General features: G+C 47.5%; 23 protein-coding genes. 15 read left to right on the top strand and 8 right to left on the bottom strand.

The window, feature by feature from the left end; translation table 11 throughout:
* Window positions 1-11: 11 nt before the first annotated feature.
* Together MHH63_RS21975 and MHH63_RS21970 are read right to left on the bottom strand one after the other, a co-directional pair.
* A complete protein-coding gene (locus tag MHH63_RS21975) occupies window positions 12-512 on the bottom strand; it encodes a CcdC family protein (protein ID WP_036682651.1) in 501 nt (166 codons plus the stop codon).
* Window positions 513-719: 207 nt separating this feature from the next.
* Complete coding sequence (locus tag MHH63_RS21970; RefSeq protein ID WP_036682650.1) at window positions 720-980, bottom strand: GlsB/YeaQ/YmgE family stress response membrane protein; 261 nt, start codon at window positions 978-980, stop codon at window positions 720-722.
* A gap of 250 nt (window positions 981-1,230) precedes the next feature.
* Here MHH63_RS21970 and MHH63_RS21965 point away from each other — a divergent pair, with 250 nt between their 5' ends.
* Window positions 1,231-2,280, top strand: a complete 1,050-nt coding sequence (locus MHH63_RS21965; protein WP_076304330.1) for a lactonase family protein — start codon at window positions 1,231-1,233, stop codon at window positions 2,278-2,280.
* 129 nt (window positions 2,281-2,409) lie between these two features.
* On the opposite strand, the gene MHH63_RS21960 is transcribed toward MHH63_RS21965, so the two are convergent.
* Window positions 2,410-4,677 carry an alpha/beta hydrolase family protein gene (locus MHH63_RS21960; protein WP_341172110.1) on the bottom strand — a complete coding sequence of 756 codons (2,268 nt, stop codon included), beginning with the start codon at window positions 4,675-4,677 and terminating at the stop codon, window positions 2,410-2,412.
* Window positions 4,678-5,064: 387 nt separating this feature from the next.
* Between MHH63_RS21960 and MHH63_RS21955 the strand changes: the two genes are divergently transcribed.
* The 4 genes from MHH63_RS21955 to MHH63_RS21940 all read left to right on the top strand — a co-directional run bounded on the left by MHH63_RS21955 (window position 5,065) and on the right by MHH63_RS21940 (window position 8,467).
* The gene (locus MHH63_RS21955) at window positions 5,065-6,192 is read left to right on the top strand and encodes a sulfate ABC transporter substrate-binding protein (protein ID WP_036682645.1); all 1,128 of its coding nucleotides are present in this window, start codon (window positions 5,065-5,067) and stop codon (window positions 6,190-6,192) included.
* Window positions 6,193-6,285: 93 nt separating this feature from the next.
* On the top strand, window positions 6,286-7,134 hold the full coding sequence (cysT, locus tag MHH63_RS21950) for a sulfate ABC transporter permease subunit CysT (protein ID WP_076124574.1): 849 nt from the start codon (window positions 6,286-6,288) through the stop codon (window positions 7,132-7,134).
* 127 nt (window positions 7,135-7,261) lie between these two features.
* A complete protein-coding gene (gene cysW / locus MHH63_RS21945) occupies window positions 7,262-8,125 on the top strand; it encodes a sulfate ABC transporter permease subunit CysW (RefSeq protein ID WP_076101318.1) in 864 nt (287 codons plus the stop codon).
* A gap of 117 nt (window positions 8,126-8,242) precedes the next feature.
* Window positions 8,243-8,467 (top strand): YezD family protein, encoded by a 225-nt coding sequence (locus tag MHH63_RS21940; protein ID WP_076101319.1) that lies wholly within the window; start codon window positions 8,243-8,245, stop codon window positions 8,465-8,467.
* 656 nt (window positions 8,468-9,123) lie between these two features.
* On the opposite strand, the gene MHH63_RS21935 is transcribed toward MHH63_RS21940, so the two are convergent.
* Window positions 9,124-9,432, bottom strand: a complete 309-nt coding sequence (locus MHH63_RS21935) for a hypothetical protein (protein WP_076134873.1) — start codon at window positions 9,430-9,432, stop codon at window positions 9,124-9,126.
* A gap of 179 nt (window positions 9,433-9,611) precedes the next feature.
* Here MHH63_RS21935 and MHH63_RS21930 point away from each other — a divergent pair, with 179 nt between their 5' ends.
* The 3 genes from MHH63_RS21930 to MHH63_RS21920 all read left to right on the top strand — a co-directional run bounded on the left by MHH63_RS21930 (window position 9,612) and on the right by MHH63_RS21920 (window position 12,628).
* Window positions 9,612-10,025 (top strand): GNAT family N-acetyltransferase, encoded by a 414-nt coding sequence (locus tag MHH63_RS21930; protein WP_081386322.1) that lies wholly within the window; start codon window positions 9,612-9,614, stop codon window positions 10,023-10,025.
* 230 nt (window positions 10,026-10,255) lie between these two features.
* On the top strand, window positions 10,256-10,888 hold the full coding sequence (locus MHH63_RS21925; RefSeq protein WP_076306498.1) for an NAD(P)-dependent oxidoreductase: 633 nt from the start codon (window positions 10,256-10,258) through the stop codon (window positions 10,886-10,888).
* A 90-nt stretch (window positions 10,889-10,978) separates the two neighbouring features.
* The gene (locus MHH63_RS21920; protein ID WP_341172109.1) at window positions 10,979-12,628 is read left to right on the top strand and encodes an NAD(P)H-hydrate dehydratase; all 1,650 of its coding nucleotides are present in this window, start codon (window positions 10,979-10,981) and stop codon (window positions 12,626-12,628) included.
* Window positions 12,629-12,644: 16 nt separating this feature from the next.
* Here MHH63_RS21920 and MHH63_RS21915 read toward each other — a convergent pair whose 3' ends face one another.
* Window positions 12,645-13,100 carry a hypothetical protein gene (locus tag MHH63_RS21915; protein WP_076142073.1) on the bottom strand — a complete coding sequence of 152 codons (456 nt, stop codon included), beginning with the start codon at window positions 13,098-13,100 and terminating at the stop codon, window positions 12,645-12,647.
* A 31-nt stretch (window positions 13,101-13,131) separates the two neighbouring features.
* The gene (locus MHH63_RS21910; protein ID WP_076142074.1) at window positions 13,132-14,031 is read right to left on the bottom strand and encodes an SDR family oxidoreductase; all 900 of its coding nucleotides are present in this window, start codon (window positions 14,029-14,031) and stop codon (window positions 13,132-13,134) included.
* Window positions 14,032-14,156: 125 nt separating this feature from the next.
* Here MHH63_RS21910 and MHH63_RS21905 point away from each other — a divergent pair, with 125 nt between their 5' ends.
* The 4 genes from MHH63_RS21905 to sdaAA all read left to right on the top strand — a co-directional run bounded on the left by MHH63_RS21905 (window position 14,157) and on the right by sdaAA (window position 16,895).
* Window positions 14,157-14,732, top strand: coding sequence for a DUF4269 domain-containing protein (locus MHH63_RS21905; RefSeq protein ID WP_076302335.1), 576 nt, complete (start codon window positions 14,157-14,159; stop codon window positions 14,730-14,732).
* Window positions 14,733-14,734: 2 nt separating this feature from the next.
* Window positions 14,735-15,154 carry a GNAT family N-acetyltransferase gene (locus MHH63_RS21900; protein ID WP_076124560.1) on the top strand — a complete coding sequence of 140 codons (420 nt, stop codon included), beginning with the start codon at window positions 14,735-14,737 and terminating at the stop codon, window positions 15,152-15,154.
* A 155-nt stretch (window positions 15,155-15,309) separates the two neighbouring features.
* Entirely contained in the window at window positions 15,310-16,020 is a 711-nt protein-coding gene (sdaAB, locus tag MHH63_RS21895) for an L-serine ammonia-lyase, iron-sulfur-dependent subunit beta (RefSeq protein WP_076124558.1), read from the top strand.
* The gene (gene sdaAA, locus MHH63_RS21890) at window positions 16,017-16,895 is read left to right on the top strand and encodes an L-serine ammonia-lyase, iron-sulfur-dependent, subunit alpha (protein ID WP_076124557.1); all 879 of its coding nucleotides are present in this window, start codon (window positions 16,017-16,019) and stop codon (window positions 16,893-16,895) included. Before sdaAB ends, sdaAA begins: the two co-directional genes overlap by 4 nt.
* 2 nt (window positions 16,896-16,897) lie before the next feature.
* Here the strand turns inward: sdaAA and MHH63_RS21885 are convergent, their stop codons facing one another.
* Window positions 16,898-17,200, bottom strand: a complete 303-nt coding sequence (locus tag MHH63_RS21885; protein ID WP_341172108.1) for a hypothetical protein — start codon at window positions 17,198-17,200, stop codon at window positions 16,898-16,900.
* A 62-nt stretch (window positions 17,201-17,262) separates the two neighbouring features.
* Between MHH63_RS21885 and MHH63_RS21880 the strand changes: the two genes are divergently transcribed.
* Window positions 17,263-17,460, top strand: coding sequence for a YwbE family protein (locus tag MHH63_RS21880; protein ID WP_036682616.1), 198 nt, complete (start codon window positions 17,263-17,265; stop codon window positions 17,458-17,460).
* A 73-nt stretch (window positions 17,461-17,533) separates the two neighbouring features.
* Here MHH63_RS21880 and MHH63_RS21875 read toward each other — a convergent pair whose 3' ends face one another.
* Window positions 17,534-18,256, bottom strand: a complete 723-nt coding sequence (locus tag MHH63_RS21875) for an HNH endonuclease (protein WP_339170960.1) — start codon at window positions 18,254-18,256, stop codon at window positions 17,534-17,536.
* A 366-nt stretch (window positions 18,257-18,622) separates the two neighbouring features.
* Between MHH63_RS21875 and MHH63_RS21870 the strand changes: the two genes are divergently transcribed.
* Both MHH63_RS21870 and MHH63_RS21865 read left to right on the top strand, forming a co-directional pair.
* Window positions 18,623-19,012 (top strand): hypothetical protein, encoded by a 390-nt coding sequence (locus MHH63_RS21870; protein WP_248549100.1) that lies wholly within the window; start codon window positions 18,623-18,625, stop codon window positions 19,010-19,012.
* 52 nt (window positions 19,013-19,064) lie between these two features.
* Window positions 19,065-20,084, top strand: coding sequence for a LacI family DNA-binding transcriptional regulator (locus tag MHH63_RS21865; RefSeq protein ID WP_339170961.1), 1,020 nt, complete (start codon window positions 19,065-19,067; stop codon window positions 20,082-20,084).
* Window positions 20,085-20,311: the final 227 nt, after the last annotated feature.

Here is a 20,311-nt window from a genome sequence, read left to right as displayed (position 1 = left end):
ATTATTGATAATCATGGCTGCGGCAGCAGACTCCCCGAGGAGGTCATAGCCTTATAACGCTTGAACATAAAAAATCTCCAATGAACAATCATGCCGAAGGCTAAAATAAAGAACAAACCACCGGACTGTGGAATAGACACATAACGGTTAATAAATTCATGGAGTAAAGTGCGGACTAGAAGAAGTCCGAGCAGGATAAACGCAAAGCTCTTGGAGCGTTGAGCGTAAATTTGTCCATCACGTTGTTCAAAGTGGGTGCTGCGTATAAGAGGATACGCGAAGATGAACCAGCCAATCAAAAAGGCGACTGCCGCCCACCATAATGGGAATCTGACCGCAGGTGCCACAAACATGGCAAAACCCGTCGACATACCGAGAGGTGGAATCCATATTTTTCGAATAGTAACCGGACGTGCGCTTGCTTTTAGACGAATGAAAATAACCATCAGCGCCATGAACAAAGCCCCTAATGTGGAGCCAATATGTAGAAGCGAGGGGTTTATGTTACCCATGATACACGACCTCTCTATGATTTCAGTCACTTGTATCTTCATTATAACAGAAAAACGATGGCAAAACATTGAAGTGTATTGGCTCCATCCCCGCAACAATTCCAGCAGAGGAATTTTTTCTTAAAGGAACGATACATACAAAAATCCCCGCCAGAGCATACTCTGACGAGGATTTATTGATGTGAATATTATTATCTCAGCCCAGACTTACGAACGGCTGCGTCCACTTGTCGAGCGAAGAATAAGGCTCACGATAAAGATCAGCACAACGGCACCGATCAAAGAAGGGAAGAAGTAGAAATCACTTACTTTAGGTCCCCAGCTTCCCAGAAGCACGCCACCCAGCCATGAACCGATAATACCAGCGATGATATTACCGATAACACCACCAGGAATATCTCTGCCCATAATCAGACCAGCCAACCAACCAATAACCCCACCAACGATTAACATCCATAGAAAACTCATGTTACTTCAACTCCTTCGTTTTGTTGTTTGCGATGTCTACTATTAACCTTTGTGACCATCTTTAAACCACATGGAAAAACTTACTTCTTCCGGAATGGTTAGGAAGTAGGCTCTAAATGCAGTTTCGATAATGTATTACAACTATAAACATGCTATAGTGAAAAAATATTATAAAATTATGAGTAAACCCCTATTAGTAAAGGGTAAGTAAGAAGTAATACAATACATAAAAGATAAAGGAGCCACTATTATGGAACGGGCTAATGAGGCATTGTTTTATGTAGGAACGTATAACTCTGAGAACGAGAAGGCGATTCAGTTATGTGCGCTTAGTCTTTTGTCGGGGGAAATGAGAATTCTTGAGGGTACCGAGGGAATTGAAAATCCATCGTTTTTAGCTGTGAATAAAGCAGGCAGCGTGTTGTATGCAGTTAGTGAGAAGGATCAAGGTGAGGTTTACGCATATGCAATTGATCCTGCAACTAAAGCGTTGAAATCACTTGGAAGTCGTCCTACGGAAGGTGGCGCTCCTTGTTATGTCTCCATTAGTCCTAAGGAAGATTACATATTCGTCTCCAATTACTCGGGAGGCAATGTTAATGCTTTTCCTGTAAATGAAGATGGTTCGCTTCAAGAGATGTCCGACCAAGTAAAACATGTGGGTTCAGGCATTCGTGAAGACCGTCAGGAGGCTCCGCATCCGCACTCTGTCATTCCGGACGCAAGTGGTAGACATGTGCTGGTGTGCGATTTGGGACTGGATCAAATTGTGATCTATCGCCCTGAAGAGGGCAAACTGGTAAAACATCGTGAGCTTAATCTGCCACCTGGTTCAGGTCCACGTCATCTGGCGGTGCATCCCTCTGGACAATGGATCTACCTGGCGAATGAACTGAATTGTACAGTAACGGCATTTGCTAATGATGAACAGGATGCAAATCTAAATGTTTTACAGCATCTTAGCACGCTTCCTGATAATTATACTGCCGGTAGTGACGATACAGCTTCCGATATTCATGTCTCCCCTTGTGGCAGATTCCTGTATGTCTCCAATCGGGGACAAGACAGTATCGCCCTGTTCCATATCGATGAATTAACGGGTCTGCTTGAAGCAGTGGATTGGCAGGGTACCGGCGGGCGTACTCCGCGTAACTTTGCAATTATTGGGGATAAGCTGCTTGCTGCTAATCAGAATAGTGATAATATTACCTCGTTCTCCATCGATAGTGAGAGTGGCAGATTAATCCCTACAGGAAATGAATTGGAAATGAAGTCACCTGTTTGTGTGCAAGCGTTGTAGGCTGAGACTAGGTTATTGTATGTCGTAAAAATAAGGGCTATTCCCGTATCCATTCATTTTTTCGTGAGTGGAGGTTGGGAATAGCCCTATTTTGCAAATGAAGACCTAAGGATAATAGCAAGTGATTTTTTAAAATGTATTTCGGATACCTAAATCGTAAAAACCGATGTCATCCAGCATGATCCGGTCGCCTTCTTCATCAAGATAGAAGGTGATTTCCGTCAGGTTGTCAGGATCCAGCTCTGGTTCTTCCTCTTGAAATTGTTCGAACGGCATCTCGTAGGTTTGAAATACAGCTTCGGAAAGGTCACCGTATTTGCCATCGTTTATCCGCTCTTCAAGCCATGGGAATAACGTGAACTGAGTTTGTGGAAGCGGCAGTATGTCCATTACTTCATCCAGCGTCAAGCGGGCTGAGGTATCATTATGGTCAGTTAACTCCACCTCAACCTTTGGAGGTAGTGGAACATCCATTTCTTCACTAATGTCACCATTCAGATTTGCCATAGAGAACGTAAGGCCATCTGCCCCTAAAAGAGCAGTTTCAGTACGGACACTGTCGTTAAGCTTAATGTTGTAATAAGCTTCTTCGTTTTTGCTGGCTGTGCGTTCAAGGACAACACCATAGGTGGCTTTGCTTTTTGACTCCCGGTCTTTAGCCAGCTCTTCTGACCAAGAAACACCCGATGCTTCTGCTGTTCCCAGTTCTACTGTGTTTTTGTTACGGTCATCGTCGAATGTGGCTACAGGACGATATCCCCCGCTTTGGAATCGATTGTAGTAGGCGGTATCTGGTAACCACTTCAGCCCGCTGCGATAATCCCGGAACAAGCTTTGGTATTCCTCCTTTTTATGCAAGGTGGTCTCCAAGAAAGCTGATACATAGACCTTAGCGATTTGCCGTTGTTTGTCTGCATCCATGATTTGTGCCCGATTTAAGAAGAGTCCAGCTGGCAAGGTCTGATCATACCCGCCCCAATCGCTGTTGAATTGACTGTGATTGGCGTCCGCAATATACAGCGAGCTTTTGAAAGCAGATGATCCTTGGGAATAGGAGGTACGTATATACTGCCGATCACCATAGAAATCATGTACATCTCCATCGCGGGCTCCCTGCAGGGTCAAATAATTGATGTCTTTGAGACGGGCTTGCTGGTCATCTATCGTTTTGTCCGTTGGTGCAAGCGCGATTACAGAGGTTATATTAAAGCGATTAACTGCCGCCATCACCGGATCATCCTTGAACCAACGAGTGGCATCCGCGGCCATAGCTACGGCTTGTCCTCCGCGGCTATGGCCGAGCAGGGCGGTTTTTGTGAAATCTATTTTCTGATAAAAAGGACTGCCCGGATCATCTGAAAAATCTGCTAGCTGCTCTAAATGTTTCAGTAGGATCCAAGTCCGTACTTTAAAATCATTGTCCGGAATACCGGACCAAGCAGAATAATTCAGGAAATTCTCATCGAGCGAGATCGCGATAAATCCCCGGCTTGCCAATAGTTCGCCGAGATAAGCGTACCCGCCATCAGAGTAATCTTCCATCATATGGTTGCCGTGCACCATCAGTACTACTGGATAAGGACCTTCACCTTCTGGCATCCATACGCGACCATTCAAGGGAAGTGCCTTATAATCGAAACCCCAGAATAAAGTGCGCAGCTTTGACCAATCCTTAATATAAGCAGAAGCATCGGCCGTAGAGGATATCAAGCTTGTATCCTTACCGTATTCGGCACGATGTAGATCGGTACCACTGGCATAGGTGAAGGTCTGATAAGCTAGATTACCTGGTTTTCCAGGATCGGAGGCTGTAAGTGGAACAACTTCCGTATCGTTGATGTCGACCGACTCTGAAATAGGCAGTTCTTGCACTCCGCTTGCCAGCGCAAGTGGGGAAAAAGTCACTGCCACTGTTAGCAGAAGTCCTAATGTTATTCTTTTGCTGCGGAGCAGGCCAATGGCTAATCCGCCTAGTGCTCCTAGCAGTGCAAGCACGACCGCAATGACAACCGCAGCCTCAATCTCAAAATCCGCATAATATAAGATTAGTAGAATAGCTCCAAAATCACTCAATACACAGCCTGCGAATAATCTTGGGATACGCAGTCCGGTCAACGCTAGCAGAACAGCCAAGATATTGCCAGAAATCGCCAGCAGGACAGTGCCTGCACCTGCAGCAAGAGCGATATCGGTAGGTTTACCTAATCCAGTAGGAATGCCTAACACGGCAGTACTAAAGGCTAAAAAGCATATTATCCACAGACCGGCTATTGCTGTTCTCCAAACTGCTGTATCGTAACGGTAGGTTCCCCTAATTCTTCGTCCAATTTCTTGAGCCATACGTCTGTGGAGCCGCGGTTTCAACGGCACAGGGACGTACTCTAAATCCATACCCATGACTCTCTCCCCTGACATAAAGCGGTAATTTCTCTTAACCCATAAGCTGTAGCAATAATATTACTTTATAGCATCAATAACAAGTGGATCTTACAGGAACCGACCCCATAGCTTGTATGGTGTGGTGTGTGGGAGTTTTCTTTGACATAGGCTGGAAAAAAAGGTTTGACACAGTTAAAGGGTTTCAGTATTATATCCATATAAACCAACTAAGTAGATAGGAATAATTGAAGAAGGTTCTTACCGTACGAACGGAGGAACGCCTGCATTAGGCTCGCAGACACGGTCTTAGGACCGGTTTGACCTGCCATACGTAGGCTTTCCTCCGTTCTTTTTGTGTTACCCAAGGGTTTGTCTGGTACGAAAAAACATGGGGGAGTGGAAAAGATGAAGAAAAAGATGAATAAAGGGCTTCTTGTAGGGTTTAGCTTGTTGCTGACGGCAGGGCTTACTGCTGCTTGCGGCAGCAATAACAATAACGGCAATAGTGCTAGTCCGGCAACAGACGCACCAGCAACAACCAATTCAGCGGAGGCCACAAATGCGGCTGAAGCCACCAAAACTCCATCTAAAGATCCAGTAGAACTACTGAACGTATCTTATGACCCTACTCGCGAATTGTACGAGAATTATAATAAAGCTTTTGCTGCCTATTGGGAGAAAGAAACAGGACAGAAGGTCACCATTAAACAATCCCACGGTGGATCGGGGAAACAAAGCCGTGCTGTGCTTGATGGCCTGGAAGCGGATGTTGTGACATTAGCACTTGGTTATGATATTGATGCCTTGCAGGAAAAGGGACTAATCAACGAGGGCTGGCAAAGTAAATTCGATCATAACAGCTCACCTTACACCTCGACTATCGTGTTCCTTGTACGCAAAGGGAATCCGAAAGGAATCAAGGATTGGCCAGATCTGCTCAAAGAGGGCGTAGAGGTTATTACACCAAACCCGAAAACATCAGGTGGAGCACGCTGGAACTACTTGGCGGCTTGGGGTTATGCACTAGACCAGAACAATAACGATGAGGCTAAGGCTGAGGAATTTGTAAAAGAACTGTTCAAGCATGTGCCAGTGCTGGATACCGGTGCGCGTGGATCTACGACAACGTTTGTGGAGCGTGGAATTGGTGATGTGCTGATCGCATGGGAGAATGAAGCCTATTTATCTGTGGAAGAGCTGGGACCGGACAAATTTGATATCGTGAATCCTTCGGAGAGTATTCTGGCTGAACCGCCAGTAGCTATAGTAGATAAGGTTGTGGACAAAAGAGACACGCGTGAGGTATCCGAGGCGTACCTGAAGTATCTCTATAGTGAAGAGGGACAAAAAATCGCGGCTGAGAATTACTACCGTCCTACATTAGATAGCGTGAAAGAAGAATACAAAGATAAGTTCCCGGAAATCAAGCTGTTTACATTGGCTGACAAATTCGGAACCTGGAAAGAAACGCAAGAGAAACATTTTAATGATGGCGGGATCTTTGACAAGATTTATGTGCCAGGTGCCAAATAACAGATGAATGAAATGCAGAATATGATCATTGAGATTTGTCCCGGTAGGGGCTGATCGGCTAAAAGGCCGAAGGCGAGAAAGGATGAATAGGGGATGAATGTCACCACTACGGCTGCACCAGCAGCAACGCGGCGCAAAATACTGCCCGGCTTCGGGCTGACGATGGGCTACAGTGTTTTATACCTGAGTCTAGTGGTTCTACTGCCACTTTCGGCGCTACTGTTCAATTCTACAGGTCTGAGCTGGGCGAAATTCTGGGATGTAGCTACGGACCCGCGGGTATTAGCTTCGTATCGTGTGAGCCTGTCGACAGCTGCTGCGGCTGCTTTTGTAGATGCAATTCTAGGTCTTTTGCTGGCGTGGGTACTGGTACGTTATGAATTTCCGGGCAAAAGAATATTTGATGCGCTGATCGATCTCCCGTTTGCCTTGCCGACAGCTGTAGCTGGTGTCTCCTTGACGGCGCTCTATGCAGGCAATGGCTGGATTGGGTCTTGGCTTGAGCCGCTGGGATTAAAGGTGGCATTCACTCCGCTCGGGATTACCTTGGCTTTGATGTTCATCGGCATACCGTTCGTTGTCCGGACGGTGCAGCCGGTGCTGGAGGATTTGGACAGAGATATGGAGGAGGCTTCGGCAACCCTTGGCGCAGGCCGCTGGAGAACCTTTCGCTCAGTAGTCCTGCCCGAGCTGTTCCCGCCATTGCTAACAGGTTTTGCTCTAGCTTTTGCTCGGGGCATCGGTGAATTCGGCTCCGTCGTGTTCATCTCCGGTAACATGCCGATGAGGACGGAGATTGCTCCGCTGCTTATTATGTCTAAACTGGAGCAATATGATTATGCCGGAGCTACCGCCGTAGCCCTGCTATTGCTCCTCATCTCTTTCTTAATGTTACTTGTTATTAACACACTTCAGCGCTGGGTTCGTAAGACTTCTCGTTGAGGTAATTGCCATGACAGCAGACGTCCGAACATGTTCAAACTTACTCGGAGACACTCGATATCTGCCGTCGATACTGAATTTTCCAAGCTATCTTGTCTTCGTAAAACCCTTTAAAGGAGGAATAATTTTGGCCGGTACCGTCCCTCTCCATACCCCCCGGCTACAAAAGAATGCGTCCTCGTCCGCGACAACGGAAACCCCAATTGTAAAATGGGTGTTGATCGGAGCGGCTGGGCTAGTCCTTTTTTGGCTGATTGCTCTGCCATTAGTTGTTGTGTTAACCGAGGCACTTAAGAAGGGCTGGGACGTATATATTGCTGCCCTGACTGATCCGGATGCCCGCTCAGCGCTGCGATTGACGCTGCTTGTTGCGGCGATAACTGTGCCTCTGAATACCTTTTTTGGTGTAACAGCGGCGTGGGCTGTAACCAAGTTCCGTTTCCGCGGCAAAGGGTTTCTGATCACCTTGATTGATCTCCCTTTTGCAGTCTCGCCAGTCATCGGCGGCCTAATCTTTGTACTCGTCTTCGGAGCAAACGGATGGTTTGGCCCTTGGCTGAGCGCCCATGATATTAAGATCGTATTTGCGCTTCCGGGTATCGTGCTAGCCACGTTGTTTGTGACGTTTCCTTTTGTAGCGCGTGAGTTAATCCCGCTGATGGAGGATCAGGGTACACAGGAGGAAGAAGCGGCAATTACACTCGGCGCACATGGGTGGCAAATCTTTTTCAGAGTCACGCTGCCTAATATTAAATGGGGGTTACTATACGGCATTATTTTGTGTAATGCGCGGGCCATGGGTGAGTTTGGTGCGGTTTCTGTGGTGTCCGGGCATATCCGTGGGGAGACGAATACGCTGCCGCTGCATGTTGAGATTTTGTACAACGAATATCAATTTTCAGCATCTTTTGCAGTAGCTTCTTTGCTCCTGTTATTGGCTTTGGTAACGATGATTATTAAAAGCTGGTTGTCGCGAAAAAATGCCCATTGACATGACTTTTAGTTCCATGCTAAGTTAATTCATAGTATACTGGTTGGTAATAACGGAATTGAGGAAAAAAGGAATTTAGGCGGATATAATCCTTTGGTGAGAAAGGGAGGCTAGAGAATGGCTAAACCGCTGAAAGTGGACGATTTATGGCTTACGCGGATTGCAGGACTTCTGGATGATATGGAATTTGGCTCATTGCATATTGTGGTTCATGAAGGTCAGATTGTTCAGATGGAGCGTACGGAACGCAAACGGTTTGAGAATAGCAGTGGCAACGCAAATGGACGTTATATTGGTGAAAGCGGCAGCCGGCGGGCCGATTCTCAATCGGCGGGACGTTGATTCAATCTCTGGGCAATTATAAAGGTATATATCATCTTTTTGGATAAAAGATTATGGAGTTGTCACATAAGCCACAAAATGGCTGCTGGGGCAACTCCTTTTTCTTCGTATGCTTGATATTTGGCACGTATGACGCACCATATGTCGCACCCCATCGGACTCAGTTGACACTAAACGCAGTATTATGCCACATTTGCCCCGCTAACGGACCGCATAGCCGCTATTGGCATAAAAAACACCACATATGGACCTGATTCTAAGCAATAACGTCCCTGGAGTCCGAAACCACGCTTCAAAAGCTGAAAAGGTGCAAATAACGTCATCTGGGTCCCTAGGTCGCAGGAATGATGATTGTTGAAGCAGACCGCTCATGAGTAAAAACACAGCAATATGTCATCTGGGTCCGTAAGCGCAGGGAATGATGATGATTGTTGAAGCAGACCGCTCATGAGTAAGAACACAGCAATATGTCATCTGGGTCCGCAGGTCGCCGGGAATGATGATGATTGTTGAAGCAGACCGCTCATGAGTAAAAACACAGCAATATGTCATCTGGGTCCGTAGGTAGGTCGCAGAGGATGATCTGTCTTTTTACGACTTTTACAAATGATTCGGCCCGTGGGATAGCTACATATTTTGATGACGCAGTACGTTTGTTAATAACGAGGGGCTTGGCGTGAGGCGGATACGCCCTCCATCAACAGGATGAACGCAGTAATGGCGTGCATAATCCAACCAACGATCGGAACAAAAGCTAAAATCGAGGTGATAATGCCCAGAACGTTACCCATGAATGGTTTATGTTCTCTTTGCAGCACAACAACGGCTACAGCATGAAGCAAAAAGGCAATGGCCAAAGGGACCCAACCATTAGCAATGATAAAGAGTCCGCCAATCAACGGCAGAGCCAGAAAAGCTTCATAAAGGCATGTTCCCCATTTAAACAGCTTGGCTACAGGAGACATAATGCTTCACCCACCCTTTTAAAAATATTGTTACAGATACTATTCCACACAGTCAGTAAAGGAATTCAAGAATATAATGCTTATCCCTCAGTTTCAAAAACATCCCTAGCAGTGAGCCTTGCCTGTGAACCATGCAGTCGTATATAGTGGGAACAGCAATGCTGAACGGAGGAGTGCGGATGGAAACAACTAGTAAGCTTGATATACGCCATGAACAGCCTTCAGTGGAACAGTATTTGGCGCTGAGAAAAGAAGCTGGGCTGAGTGAAATGAGTGTGGAAGGTGCAGCGATCGGTTTGCCTCGTTCTATTTTTGCGGTAACTTTGTATGAGGAGAATAACCTAATCGGGATGGGGCGGGTGATTGGCGATGGGGGATGCTTTTTTCAGGTCACAGATATTGCGGTCAAGCCTTCACATCAAGGACGAGGTTTGGGAAAGCTGATCATGCGGGAAATTAGAGAGTTCCTTAATACTGTACCGGACAAGGCTTATGTAAGTCTGATTGCAGATGGAGAAGCCTCGAAGCTCTATGCACAATATGGTTTTGAATCGGTTATGCCACGTTCTCAGGGAATGTTTTTGCGTTGCTAAGCTAAGGCAAATTCATGCTGCTTTTTTAGTAGAGAGTGCCCCTTGTATTGGTTAAGGGGTTTTTGGTCTGGAAGTGGAGTAGTAGGCGCCGTCTGGTTTCGATCGGATTTGAGCGGATAAATAATGTTTAAAGGCTGTAAGGGAAAGCTATTCAGATGAGCATCAAAAAAAAATTGAGCAGGAAGGCTGCACGATAATGGCCTTGCTCGTAGAATGTGAGGAACAACAAGATGGATGTTGTAATATTGGGCGCTTCAGGAACGATTGGAAAGGCAATTGTACAGGAGGCATTAAAAAGAAAACACGAAGTAACAGCTGCGGTACGCAATCCAGAGTCAGTAACTCTCGAACACGAGCGTTTACATGTCACAACGGTGGATATTCTTGATCCGGCTTCAGTAGCAGCTGCGGTCCGTGGCCATGAAGAGGTAATCAGTGCTTATGGACCAGGAGCGGGCCACGAGCAGGATCTGATTACGGCGGCAAAAGCGTTGGTGGAGGGTATGCAGACGGCAGGGTTAAATCGGCTGTTGGTTATTGGAGGTGCAGGTAGCTTAAAGACTGAAACTGGAGAGCTGCTGATGAATACACCGGATTTTCCGGAAGAGTTTAAACCAGTTGCAGAGGCGCATGCGCAGGCTTATGAGATTTACAAAAATACAGAATTGGATTATACGTATCTCAGTCCTGCTGCGGTAGTTCATCCAGGTCGTCGTACAGGTCATTTCCGCATCGGATTGGACCGTCTTATTCTAGATGAGAATGGTGAAAGCAAGATTAGTGTGGAGGATTTCGCTGTAGCTATGGTGGACGAGCTGGAGGAAGGGAATTTTAGTCGGGCCAGATTTACTGTCGCTTACTGATATCAGACTTGCGCCGGACTTGCGCTCGGGATTGTACTTGGAATTGCGTGTGAAGCTTTGGAACGGTAGATAGCGGAAAGGGGCTAAATCATGTATCTGGTAACTGCTGAGCAAATGAGGCAGCTGGACAGCGAAACGATCCAGCAGCTGGGGATTCCAGCGATTGCGCTGATGGAGAATGCGGGAAGAGTTATCGCAGAGGAGATCATCGCGCTTTGCCGGGAGAGAGGCGTGGCAGGCTGCAGAGATGCAGCCGAAGGGAACGATGCCGGGCTAAAGCAGGCCGCGCTGGGTGACCCAGGCAAGGCATTTAAGGTCAGCGCAGATCATGCGCTGACGCTTGCCTCTGCCGCCGCCGAGCGATGGTTTATCCTCGTCGGCAAAGGCAACAACGGCGGCGATGGCCTCGCCGCCGCACGGTACCTTCGCGAGACCGGCATCGCCGTCACGCTCGTCTATGCGGTGCCGCCGGAGTTGCTCTCCGGCGAGGCCGCCCTGCAGCGCGATGCGGCTGCAGCCATGGGCCTGCCTGCCGTAGTATACGGCAGGGATCGGCTGGACCTTGCCGAGTGCAGCGGCATCCTGGATGCGCTGCTCGGCACCGGCGGCGCGGGAGCCCCGCGCGGCGCCTATGCGGAGCTGATTGCCGCAGCGAACAGCAGCGGCAAGGTCATTGTGTCCGCGGACATCCCCAGTGGTCTGAACGCGGACACAGGAGAGACGCATGAGCCTTGCATTCATGCGTCAGTGACGGTATGCCTCGCGTTTCTCAAGCGAGGCCTCCTGCAATACCCCGGTGCAGGCGCAGCGGGGCATGTCAAGGTACGGGCCATCGGCATTCCGACTGCTCTGGCTCTTAACAGCGGTGTGCAGGTTCACCTGCTGACACCGGAAGTGCTGCATGCCCATCTGGGTGTCGATCTGGCCCGGCGGCGGTCACCAGAAGGCCATAAGGGAACTTATGGGCATGTACTCCTTGCTGCCGGCACCTTACGGATGAGCGGCGCCGGACTACTGGCAGCCCGTGCTGCGCTGCGCACGGGCTGCGGACTGGTGACGTGGGCGCTTCCTAAGAAGCTGTTACCTTCCGTCATCGGTGTTGTTCCTGAACTCATGCTGGCTGATGTAGGTGGCAGTGAAGAGGGAAACTGGGAGGCTGAGACCGCGTCCGAGCTACTGAAGTTAAGCGAAGAGCGAAATGTAATCGCTGTGGGACCAGGTCTTGGACGGTTCCCGGGTGATACAGATTGGCTTCGCAGTCTTTGGGAAGGCAGTGATTGCCCGCTGGTTATCGATGCGGATGCTTTAAATATTCTGGCTGACTCCGATTATAAGAGTTGGGCGCGGCGCCGTCATTCTGTAATTCTGACACCTCACCCAGGCGAAATGGCTCGCCTGGCTAACCTAACTACGGCTGAGGTCCAACGTGACCGAATCGGTCTGGCTATGGACTATGCCAAGGAGCATGGGGTTACGCTTGTGTTAAAAGGAGCACATACCGTGATAGCAACTCCTGAAGGGCAAGCTTATGTAAATACCACAGGCCATCCCGGCATGGGCACTGGTGGAGCTGGTGATGTGCTAACGGGCATGATTTCCAGCCTGCTGGCTCAGGGACTTCATGCTACGCAGGCAGCAGCTTTTGGGGTATACCTGCACGGATTAGCAGGAGAGGAAGCAGCCCGTCAGCGGAATAATCCGGCGGCTATTATTGCCGGAGATATCATTGAAGCGCTTTGAGTATCCCTAATAAAGCTTATGACAGCAGTAAGCAGAGCAGTGGCAGAAATAGGGCGAATACTGGCAGCAACAGAGGAAACCTTTCTACACCAAGCTGGGTCACTCTGAGAAGGAGTAGTCCCAGGACTCCACCCAGACCCCATAGCAGATACTCTGCACCTTGTTCCGCTGCCAGCCATAGACCTGCACCAAAACCCGTGACGACATATACAGCAAGGGGCAGGATAGGGGATTTGGAGCGCAGAATACGCAGCAGTACATCTGCTACTAACGCCGCAGGCAATCCATAAGCATAAATGGCATAAGGAATCGATAGTGGCCAGCCTTCAGGAATTCCATCGGATTGTGGAAATCCAAGCATAAGTAAGGTAATAAGGACGTAAGTTAGCCCTGCGCAGGCTAATTTGGTTAATGCGTACATGCCACTGCTTAGGCGGACAGAAGAGATATCATAATCATTTATCTTATTCATTTGATATACATTCCTCTCGTGGTGTAATGCATCAGCTGGTGACCATGTCTCCACCATTGACATGAATACATGTCCCGGTAACATACGAAGAATCCGGTCCCGCTAAATAAAGATAGGCTCCTGCTAACTCATATGGCTGTGCGGCACGTTTAAAGGGTGTATCCGTCCCAAATACACTAACCTCATCTGCAGAGTAGCTGGAGGGAATTAGTGGTGTCCATACGGGTCCGGGAGCTACGCTATTGACACGAATGCCAGAGTCTACGAGTGATAAGGCTAAAGAGCGGGTAAAGGAGACGATCGCGCCTTTAGTTGAGGAATAATCTATAAGCTCTTTATTTCCTTGATAGGCAGTAATGGAAGCAGTGTTGATGATGGCTGCGCCTTTTTTTAGATGTGGAAGTGCGGCTTGTGTCAGGTAAAAGAATGGAAATATATTCGTCTGAAACGTTTGGTAGAGCTGTGCTTCCGTGATATCCAGAATACTTTTTTGCGGGTACTGGACGCCATGATTGTTGACGAGGATGTCCAGCTTGCCAAAAGTGCGAAGGGTATGCTCCACAGCCTTGAAGCAGTTTTCCTTATGGCGTAAATCAACTTCGATCCGCAAACAACGTTGCCCTAATTCTTCAATTCGCCGCTGAGTGACCTCTGCATCTGAAGCTTCGTATAAATAAGCTATAGCGACATCTGCGCCTTCCTTTGCAAAAGCAATGGCCGCCGCTTTACCAATTCCGCTGTCGCCTCCGGTGATGAGCGCAATTTTTCCTTTTAGCTTTCCGCTGCCGGTGATCTCCGGATTTTCACTGATGGGGCGAGGATTCATTAGACTCTCTAGACCAGGCTGACGGTCTTGGTGCTGTGGGGGAAAAGCAATAGGCTGTTCCTTACATATCGTTTGTTCCCCATAATAGGGGTAGGTGGGGTTCATTTTTACATACACTCCTCCTTGCCTTCTATCTTCCGTATATTTCTATGCATGCGCCTAGAAAAGCGTGCGCTGTTATCCGGTCCTGCCTGTGTTTATAACCTAGTTCGAGGGAGCGTTTGTCAGAGATGAATGATTGGCGAAACATAGATTATCTGAATCGTGGAACTCCAGTGCAAAAAGAGGTCTATACCCTGTTAAGAAAATTAAATATTATGAGTTTGCTGGCCGACTATAACCCGGTGCTGGTTGGCACAGTGCCGCTTGGTATTCAGGTGAAGGGCAGCGATCTGGATATTATTTGTGAGGTGCATGATTCCGTAAAGTTTACGGACATTGTTAGTCGATATTTCGGAACCATGGATGAGTTTACTAGTGTATCGCGTGTGGTTGATGGGGTCCCACGAACGAAAATTAACTTTATGGCCGGTGGCTGGCCTATAGAACTGTTTGGGCAGCCGCGACCCACAGCTCTGCAGAATGGTTACTTACATATGATCATTGAAGCGGAAATTCTAGCTCAGCTGGATAATGATTTTCGCCAGCAGATCATTACAATGAAAACAAACGGGTGGAAGACCGAACCTGCCTTCGCGCAAGTGCTGGGCTTGGAAGGCGACCCTTATGAAGCGCTGCTGATGCTGGAAAAGCTTCCGCGGAGTGCTCTTTATGCTTTTTGTCATTCTATACAAGCGAGGGGATAGACATGAATTATCGAGAGATGATTGCGGATGATTATGAAGCTGCCCACCAGCTATGGGAAAATACAGAGGGAATGGGACTTAGTGAAGCGGATTCGAGACTGGAGATTACGCGTTATCTGGAGCGTAATGCTGGCTTCAGCCAGATCTGCGAGAATGAAGACGGCCGGATTGTAGGAACTGCATTGTGTGGACATGATGGGCGAAGAGGTTATATGTATCATGTTGCAGTTAGTAATGACTGCCGAGGCATGGGCATCGGGCGTGAGCTTGTAAAGCGTTGCCTCGGTAATTTACATACAGCTGGTATCGCAAAATGTCATCTGATGGTGATTGGAACCAATGAACAAGGAAGAGGATTCTGGGAAGGGATAGGCTGGCAGTATAGAGGTGGAATTATGTTATACTCCCAGGATATCTTGTGATACATAAGATGCGAAATGAAAATACTATCTAAGTAAAATATCATTAGATTAGAAGTGGATATATCACAGCAAATGTAACGGTGAACTCCGACTGCCAGTGCAGTATACTATATATGAGTTTGATAATTGCCTATTTTGCAGGCAGGAGGTCTTTTATGCGTTTTAAAGATGTGTTTTCAATTATTGGTCCGGCCATGGTCGGGCCTTCAAGCTCGCATACAGCCGGTGCGGCACGGATCGGAAGGGCTGCAAGGCAGGTGCTGGGTGAAGTTCCGCGTGTGGCAGAAGTGACGTTTTTTGGTTCTTTTGCAGCTACTTATCAGGGCCATGGCACAGACAGGGCTATTGTCGGAGGACTTTTGGATTACGCTACCGATGATCATCGGTTACCCGACTCTCTGGAGTTAGCGGCTGAAGCTGGGATGGACGTATCTTTTGAGCAAGGAACGGGATTGTTTCCTCATCCTAACACAGTTAAACTGCATCTTATCGGACAAGAGACAGGAAGTGAGCTGACTTTAACGGGGACATCCATCGGTGGTGGAAACATTGAGATCGTCGATGTGGATGGTTTTGGAGTAAAGCTTACGGGAATGTATCCGACGGTATTGATTCATCATATGGATTATTTAGGTGTTTTGGCGAGTGTTACAGAAGTGATGCGTAACGGACAATTTAATATAGGGCATATGTCTCTGGATCGGAAGAATCGCAGCGGTGCAGCCTTAACGGTGCTGGAGCTGGATGAAGCTGCTACTCCAGAGCTTATTGAAGCGCTTAAAGCGCTCACTGCGGTGAAATCGGTGAAATTGGTTAATTTAAACGAGGGTAAGCAAGATGAGAAGGGGAAGGAAAGCTTAACATGAATTTTCAAACACTTAGCCAACTGGCTGTATTATGTGAGGAACGTGGCCTCACCATTGGAGCCCTTATGCTTGAAGAGCAAAGCGCGGAATCGGGACGTTCCAGTGAACAGGAATTTGCCACTATGCGTGAATATTATGGGGTGATGAAAGAGGCTGTTCATCGTGGGATGCATGAAGATACCACTTCGCGCAGCGGTCTTACGGGAATGGATGCCCAGCGTGTAGGAGCCTATAACGCAGCAGATGAACCATGCCTAGGTGGACCCGCTGGTCAAGCAATGGCCTATGCCTTGGCTGTGTCCGAGGTTAATGCCTCAATGGGCCGCATAATTGCTACACCTACCGCAGGTTCATGCGGAATTATTCCGGGTGTATTTCTCAGCTGCCAGGAACGGTTTGGCTGGGATGATGACTATATGGTTACCGGTTTGTTCGCTGCAGGAGCGATCGGTTATGTCATTGCCAACAATTCGTTTGTATCTGGTGCAGAGGGTGGCTGTCAGGCGGAGGTCGGGTCGGCCATCGGGATGGCGGCAGGAGCTTTAACCGAACTGCGTGGAGGAACGCCTGCACAAGCAGTGCATGCTGTTGGACTGGCGCTTAAGAACACATTAGGACTGATTTGTGATCCGGTGGGAGGACTTGTAGAGATTCCTTGTATCGTTAGAAACGGATTCGGTGCAGTGACCGCGCTCGCCGCCGCCGATATGGCACTGGCTGGCGTACGTAGCGTGATTCCTTCAGATGAAGTAATCAAGGTCATGCTTGAGGTAGGCTCAGCTATGCCAGAAAAACACCGCGAGACCGCAGGTGGCGGATTAGCACAGACACCTACCGGCCGCAAGATCATGCAGGATTTACGTAAAAAGAAGTGATTTTAGAGCATTTTGAAACGTTCCAACTGTTCCCATAATCCTTCCTTCCGAAGGATTTCTGCTTGTTTGGGTCCCAAAAGGTCAAAGTGGGGGAATGGCGAACGATTATGAATATATTTAGCCGGCAGTCCATTTTCCTCACACCAATGTGTTAGTCTGGTTAGGTCACTACAGCCGACCTTGGTGACAGTAGTCATGCCGGGAAAACGCGGGTCTAGCCAGTAATGGGTTAAGAAAGCGATCTCTCCTGCGGAGACAGCCTTTTTCCAGCGGGTTAATTCTTCTCTGTTGATGCCAAAGGCCATTACGTCTCCTCCTTATGTAGTATAGTTGACAACATTATAACCCATTGAAAGGGGATTACATCATGAACGGACAGGTAAGAGCCGATATTCGTCCTGGGCTTGAAGTGGATATTGTGCTTAAGCAGGATCAGCCGACGGGTAAGCTAACACATGGAACGGTAAAGGATATTCTCACGAACTCACCTCGACATCCGCATGGCATCAAGGTGCGTTTAACCAGTGGACAGGTAGGACGAGTTAAGAATATTGTTGCTAACTAACAATAATAAACTTTACCTTTGATTTTTATAAAAAAGCGCCCCTAATCAACAGAAATTGGGGCGCTTTTCTTATTTATCTGCTCATAAAATCCTCAACGGACTGATCGGCTTTGGTCTGATTACATAACGTACAAGCGCAAACGCAATTATCCGGAGTAGTATGGCCACCTTTAGCACGGGGGAGCAAGTGATCTATAGTGTCTCCATAGGAGCCACAGAAGTAGCAAGTATAGTTGTCTCTGGTCAATATATAAGCACGGAAATCCTTATTGCTGTAAATCCGGCGGATGGTTCGGCGATTCACTACGATAGCGGCATGTTCTCTGACTAGAGTAACTGCAAGCTCGTAGTCAATTTCCTGATGCCAGCGCCGTCCTTTATCACTGTGGCCACGCATTAGAATTTTCCCTTTGGCAGAGGGAATCAATTGCGTTGGATCTTCGGGACTCAGTTTCGCGCCTTGAGAATGAGAATGTTTCCTTCGTTGTTCCAAGCCCCGTATGCGCTGATTTGGGTTGGATTGCGGTGAAGAAGCAACCGTGGAAGAAGGCTTTCCTTGTTTGGAGCGTTCCTTGACAGCTGAAGAAGGGGATTGAATGGTATCAGGTTGTACTGGAATGGGACCTGCTGCAAGAGTGAGATCTATGTTTTGTCGTTGTTTGCGGCACTCCCGACAAGCGCCACGGCGAGACTGGCCTTTGGAACGTTTGCCGGTACGTTTACGAAATTCAGAGAGCGGCTTCTGTTGCTGGCAATAGGTACATTGTTTGGTGGATAAAAGATGGGTATCGTTCATAGATATGTTAGGTTCAGCGCAACTTAGCGCCCGTCCTGTCTCCTTGTTTTTTAGGATCCAATGTATTTTATTTATTAGATTCAGTCGGCAGGGTTAACATTTCGTTCTAATCTTAGTATAGCGTAAAATACAATCGTTCACATCGCACTCAAAAAATGCTTAAATACGGCTTTTTGTGTGATATCTGTCTTGGTGACATTCAGGAAAAACATGTAAAATCGAAAAGAGCTATAAGGAATGCTCTACTTTTTAAACATGGGAAGGGGAACTGAAATGAAGCCAACCAAAAGAAGGCCGTTTACGGTAACATTGCTTTATATTCTTCATATATTTTTGGGGGTTGGAGCGTTAGCAGGAGGCGGGTCAATGGTCATAGATCCTAGTGGTGATCTGATACATATACCCACATCTATGCTGGAAAGATCGCCATTTTCAGATTTTTTAATTCCGGGTATTTTGCTATTCATAGTATTTGGTATCCTGCCTATGTTCGTGTTATATGGGTTGATAAAGAGACCAGAATGGCATTGGGTGAATACTTTGAATCCCTTTAAGAAATTATATAGCTTCTGGGCATTGTCCCTATATATCGGATTTGGTCTAATCATTTGGATTATGGTACAGACGTATATGCTCGACAGTGTGGTAATCATACATCTGGTCTATATGAGTCTAGGGCTTTTGATCCAAGCTGTTACGCTGCTTCCTTCCGTACAAAGTTACTTTTTGCTGGACGGCGGTACCGAAAGACGTTAAAATTGCAGTGAACAGAAGGTATTTCATTAGTCTGGGCAAGGAGTGAACCGGATTGACAACTATATACGATATTGCCAAAAGAACCGGTTACTCTCCTACAACGGTATCCAAGGCGTTTAATAATTATTCCGATGTACGGGAGAAGACTCGCCAGGAAATTTTCCGGGTTGCCCAAGAAATGGGATATTTGCCGAATTCCCATGCCCGTACACTGACTACTAAGAAATCATGGACCATTGGTGTATTGTTTGTAGAGAATACGGGATTTGGTATTCGCCATCCCTTTTTTAGCGCTGTGATTGAGAGCTTTAAGAAGGTTGCTGTGGATAAGGGGTATGCCCTCATGTTTATTTCCAAGGATGTTGGGGGTAAACAAAGCGGGTATTTGGAGAATTGCCGAATTCGTGGTGTAGATGGTGTTGTCGTTTTCTTGTCTGATTACGAGGACCCCTATTTCCGTGAGCTGCTAGAGAGTGATATTCCTACTGTGATTCTGGATTTTGAGACTACGCAGTCGCATACGGTATGTTCGGATAATACGGCTGGAGCTCAGCTTGCGATAGAGTATTTAGTTTCTTTGGGTCATCGCAAGATTGCTCATATTTCCGGGGGGATGAACACTTTTCCCGGTAAAACTCGGGAGTTCGGGTATAAGAACGCTATGAAGCAGCAGGGGCTTGACGTGCCGGAGTCCTATGTTGTGAATGGAGCTTTTTATTCTCGTGAAAGTGGTTACCATGCGATGCTGGAGCTTCTTAAGCTGCCTGATCGGCCAACCGCTGTTTTTGCTTCGGGTGACATGTTAGCTTTAGGGGCTATTATGGCGGCAAAAGATAGTGGACTTTCCGTACCGCGGGACATTTCAGTTGTGGGTTACGATGATATTGATCTAGCTGAGTATGTTACACCTGCATTGACAACCATTCGTCAGGATACGGCACTTTTAGGAAGCCGGGCAGCGGACATTCTTTTAGCATCGATTGAAGGGAAACAGTTGGATAAGGAAGCGGTTTTAGTTCCGGTAGAAGTGATCGAACGGGAATCCTGTGCGCCTCCGGCTAGCAGGAATTAGAGCTGTATCAAATTCCATAACTACAGAGAGCGGGCTGCTATCCACAGGATAAATCTTGACGTAGAGAAAAGAGTCCTGATAAAGTAGAGGACATCATAGCTCGAATTTTTCCTATGTGGTATTTGCTACAGCGTATTCAGAGGAATAGGGCTATAATGGGCATATTGTTATGCCGCTTTTTTCCTGCTCTCGTTAGATCATTTTTTTTCGTTATAATCGAAACCGGT

Origin of the sequence: Paenibacillus sp. FSL H3-0310 (genome assembly GCF_038002785.1) — a bacterium.
GTDB lineage: Bacteria > Bacillota > Bacilli > Paenibacillales > Paenibacillaceae > Paenibacillus_AQ > Paenibacillus_AQ odorifer.
Note: the sequence above shows the minus strand (reverse complement) of the source record. Positions and strands in the feature narration are given on the sequence as shown.

Excerpts from the sequence above, each read along its gene's own strand:
- MHH63_RS21925 (WP_076306498.1), top strand. The coding sequence starts at position 10,256 with ATGGATGTTGTAATATTGGGCGCTTCAGGAACGATTGGAAAGGCAATT.
- sdaAB (WP_076124558.1), top strand. The coding sequence starts at position 15,310 with ATGCGTTTTAAAGATGTGTTTTCAATTATTGGTCCGGCCATGGTCGGG.
- MHH63_RS21905 (WP_076302335.1), top strand. The coding sequence starts at position 14,157 with ATGAATGATTGGCGAAACATAGATTATCTGAATCGTGGAACTCCAGTG.
- MHH63_RS21970 (WP_036682650.1), bottom strand. The coding sequence starts at position 980 with ATGAGTTTTCTATGGATGTTAATCGTTGGTGGGGTTATTGGTTGGTTG.
- MHH63_RS21930 (WP_081386322.1), top strand. The coding sequence starts at position 9,612 with ATGGAAACAACTAGTAAGCTTGATATACGCCATGAACAGCCTTCAGTG.
- MHH63_RS21935 (WP_076134873.1), bottom strand. The coding sequence starts at position 9,432 with ATGTCTCCTGTAGCCAAGCTGTTTAAATGGGGAACATGCCTTTATGAA.
- MHH63_RS21885 (WP_341172108.1), bottom strand. The coding sequence starts at position 17,200 with ATGGCCTTTGGCATCAACAGAGAAGAATTAACCCGCTGGAAAAAGGCT.
- MHH63_RS21975 (WP_036682651.1), bottom strand. The coding sequence starts at position 512 with ATGGGTAACATAAACCCCTCGCTTCTACATATTGGCTCCACATTAGGG.
- cysT (WP_076124574.1), top strand. The coding sequence starts at position 6,286 with ATGAATGTCACCACTACGGCTGCACCAGCAGCAACGCGGCGCAAAATA.
- MHH63_RS21920 (WP_341172109.1), top strand. The coding sequence starts at position 10,979 with ATGTATCTGGTAACTGCTGAGCAAATGAGGCAGCTGGACAGCGAAACG.
- MHH63_RS21940 (WP_076101319.1), top strand. The coding sequence starts at position 8,243 with ATGGCTAAACCGCTGAAAGTGGACGATTTATGGCTTACGCGGATTGCA.
- MHH63_RS21880 (WP_036682616.1), top strand. The coding sequence starts at position 17,263 with ATGAACGGACAGGTAAGAGCCGATATTCGTCCTGGGCTTGAAGTGGAT.
- MHH63_RS21900 (WP_076124560.1), top strand. The coding sequence starts at position 14,735 with ATGAATTATCGAGAGATGATTGCGGATGATTATGAAGCTGCCCACCAG.
- MHH63_RS21965 (WP_076304330.1), top strand. The coding sequence starts at position 1,231 with ATGGAACGGGCTAATGAGGCATTGTTTTATGTAGGAACGTATAACTCT.
- MHH63_RS21955 (WP_036682645.1), top strand. The coding sequence starts at position 5,065 with ATGAAGAAAAAGATGAATAAAGGGCTTCTTGTAGGGTTTAGCTTGTTG.
- sdaAA (WP_076124557.1), top strand. The coding sequence starts at position 16,017 with ATGAATTTTCAAACACTTAGCCAACTGGCTGTATTATGTGAGGAACGT.
- MHH63_RS21910 (WP_076142074.1), bottom strand. The coding sequence starts at position 14,031 with ATGAACCCCACCTACCCCTATTATGGGGAACAAACGATATGTAAGGAA.
- MHH63_RS21870 (WP_248549100.1), top strand. The coding sequence starts at position 18,623 with ATGGTCATAGATCCTAGTGGTGATCTGATACATATACCCACATCTATG.
- MHH63_RS21915 (WP_076142073.1), bottom strand. The coding sequence starts at position 13,100 with ATGAATAAGATAAATGATTATGATATCTCTTCTGTCCGCCTAAGCAGT.
- MHH63_RS21875 (WP_339170960.1), bottom strand. The coding sequence starts at position 18,256 with ATGAACGATACCCATCTTTTATCCACCAAACAATGTACCTATTGCCAG.
- MHH63_RS21960 (WP_341172110.1), bottom strand. The coding sequence starts at position 4,677 with ATGGGTATGGATTTAGAGTACGTCCCTGTGCCGTTGAAACCGCGGCTC.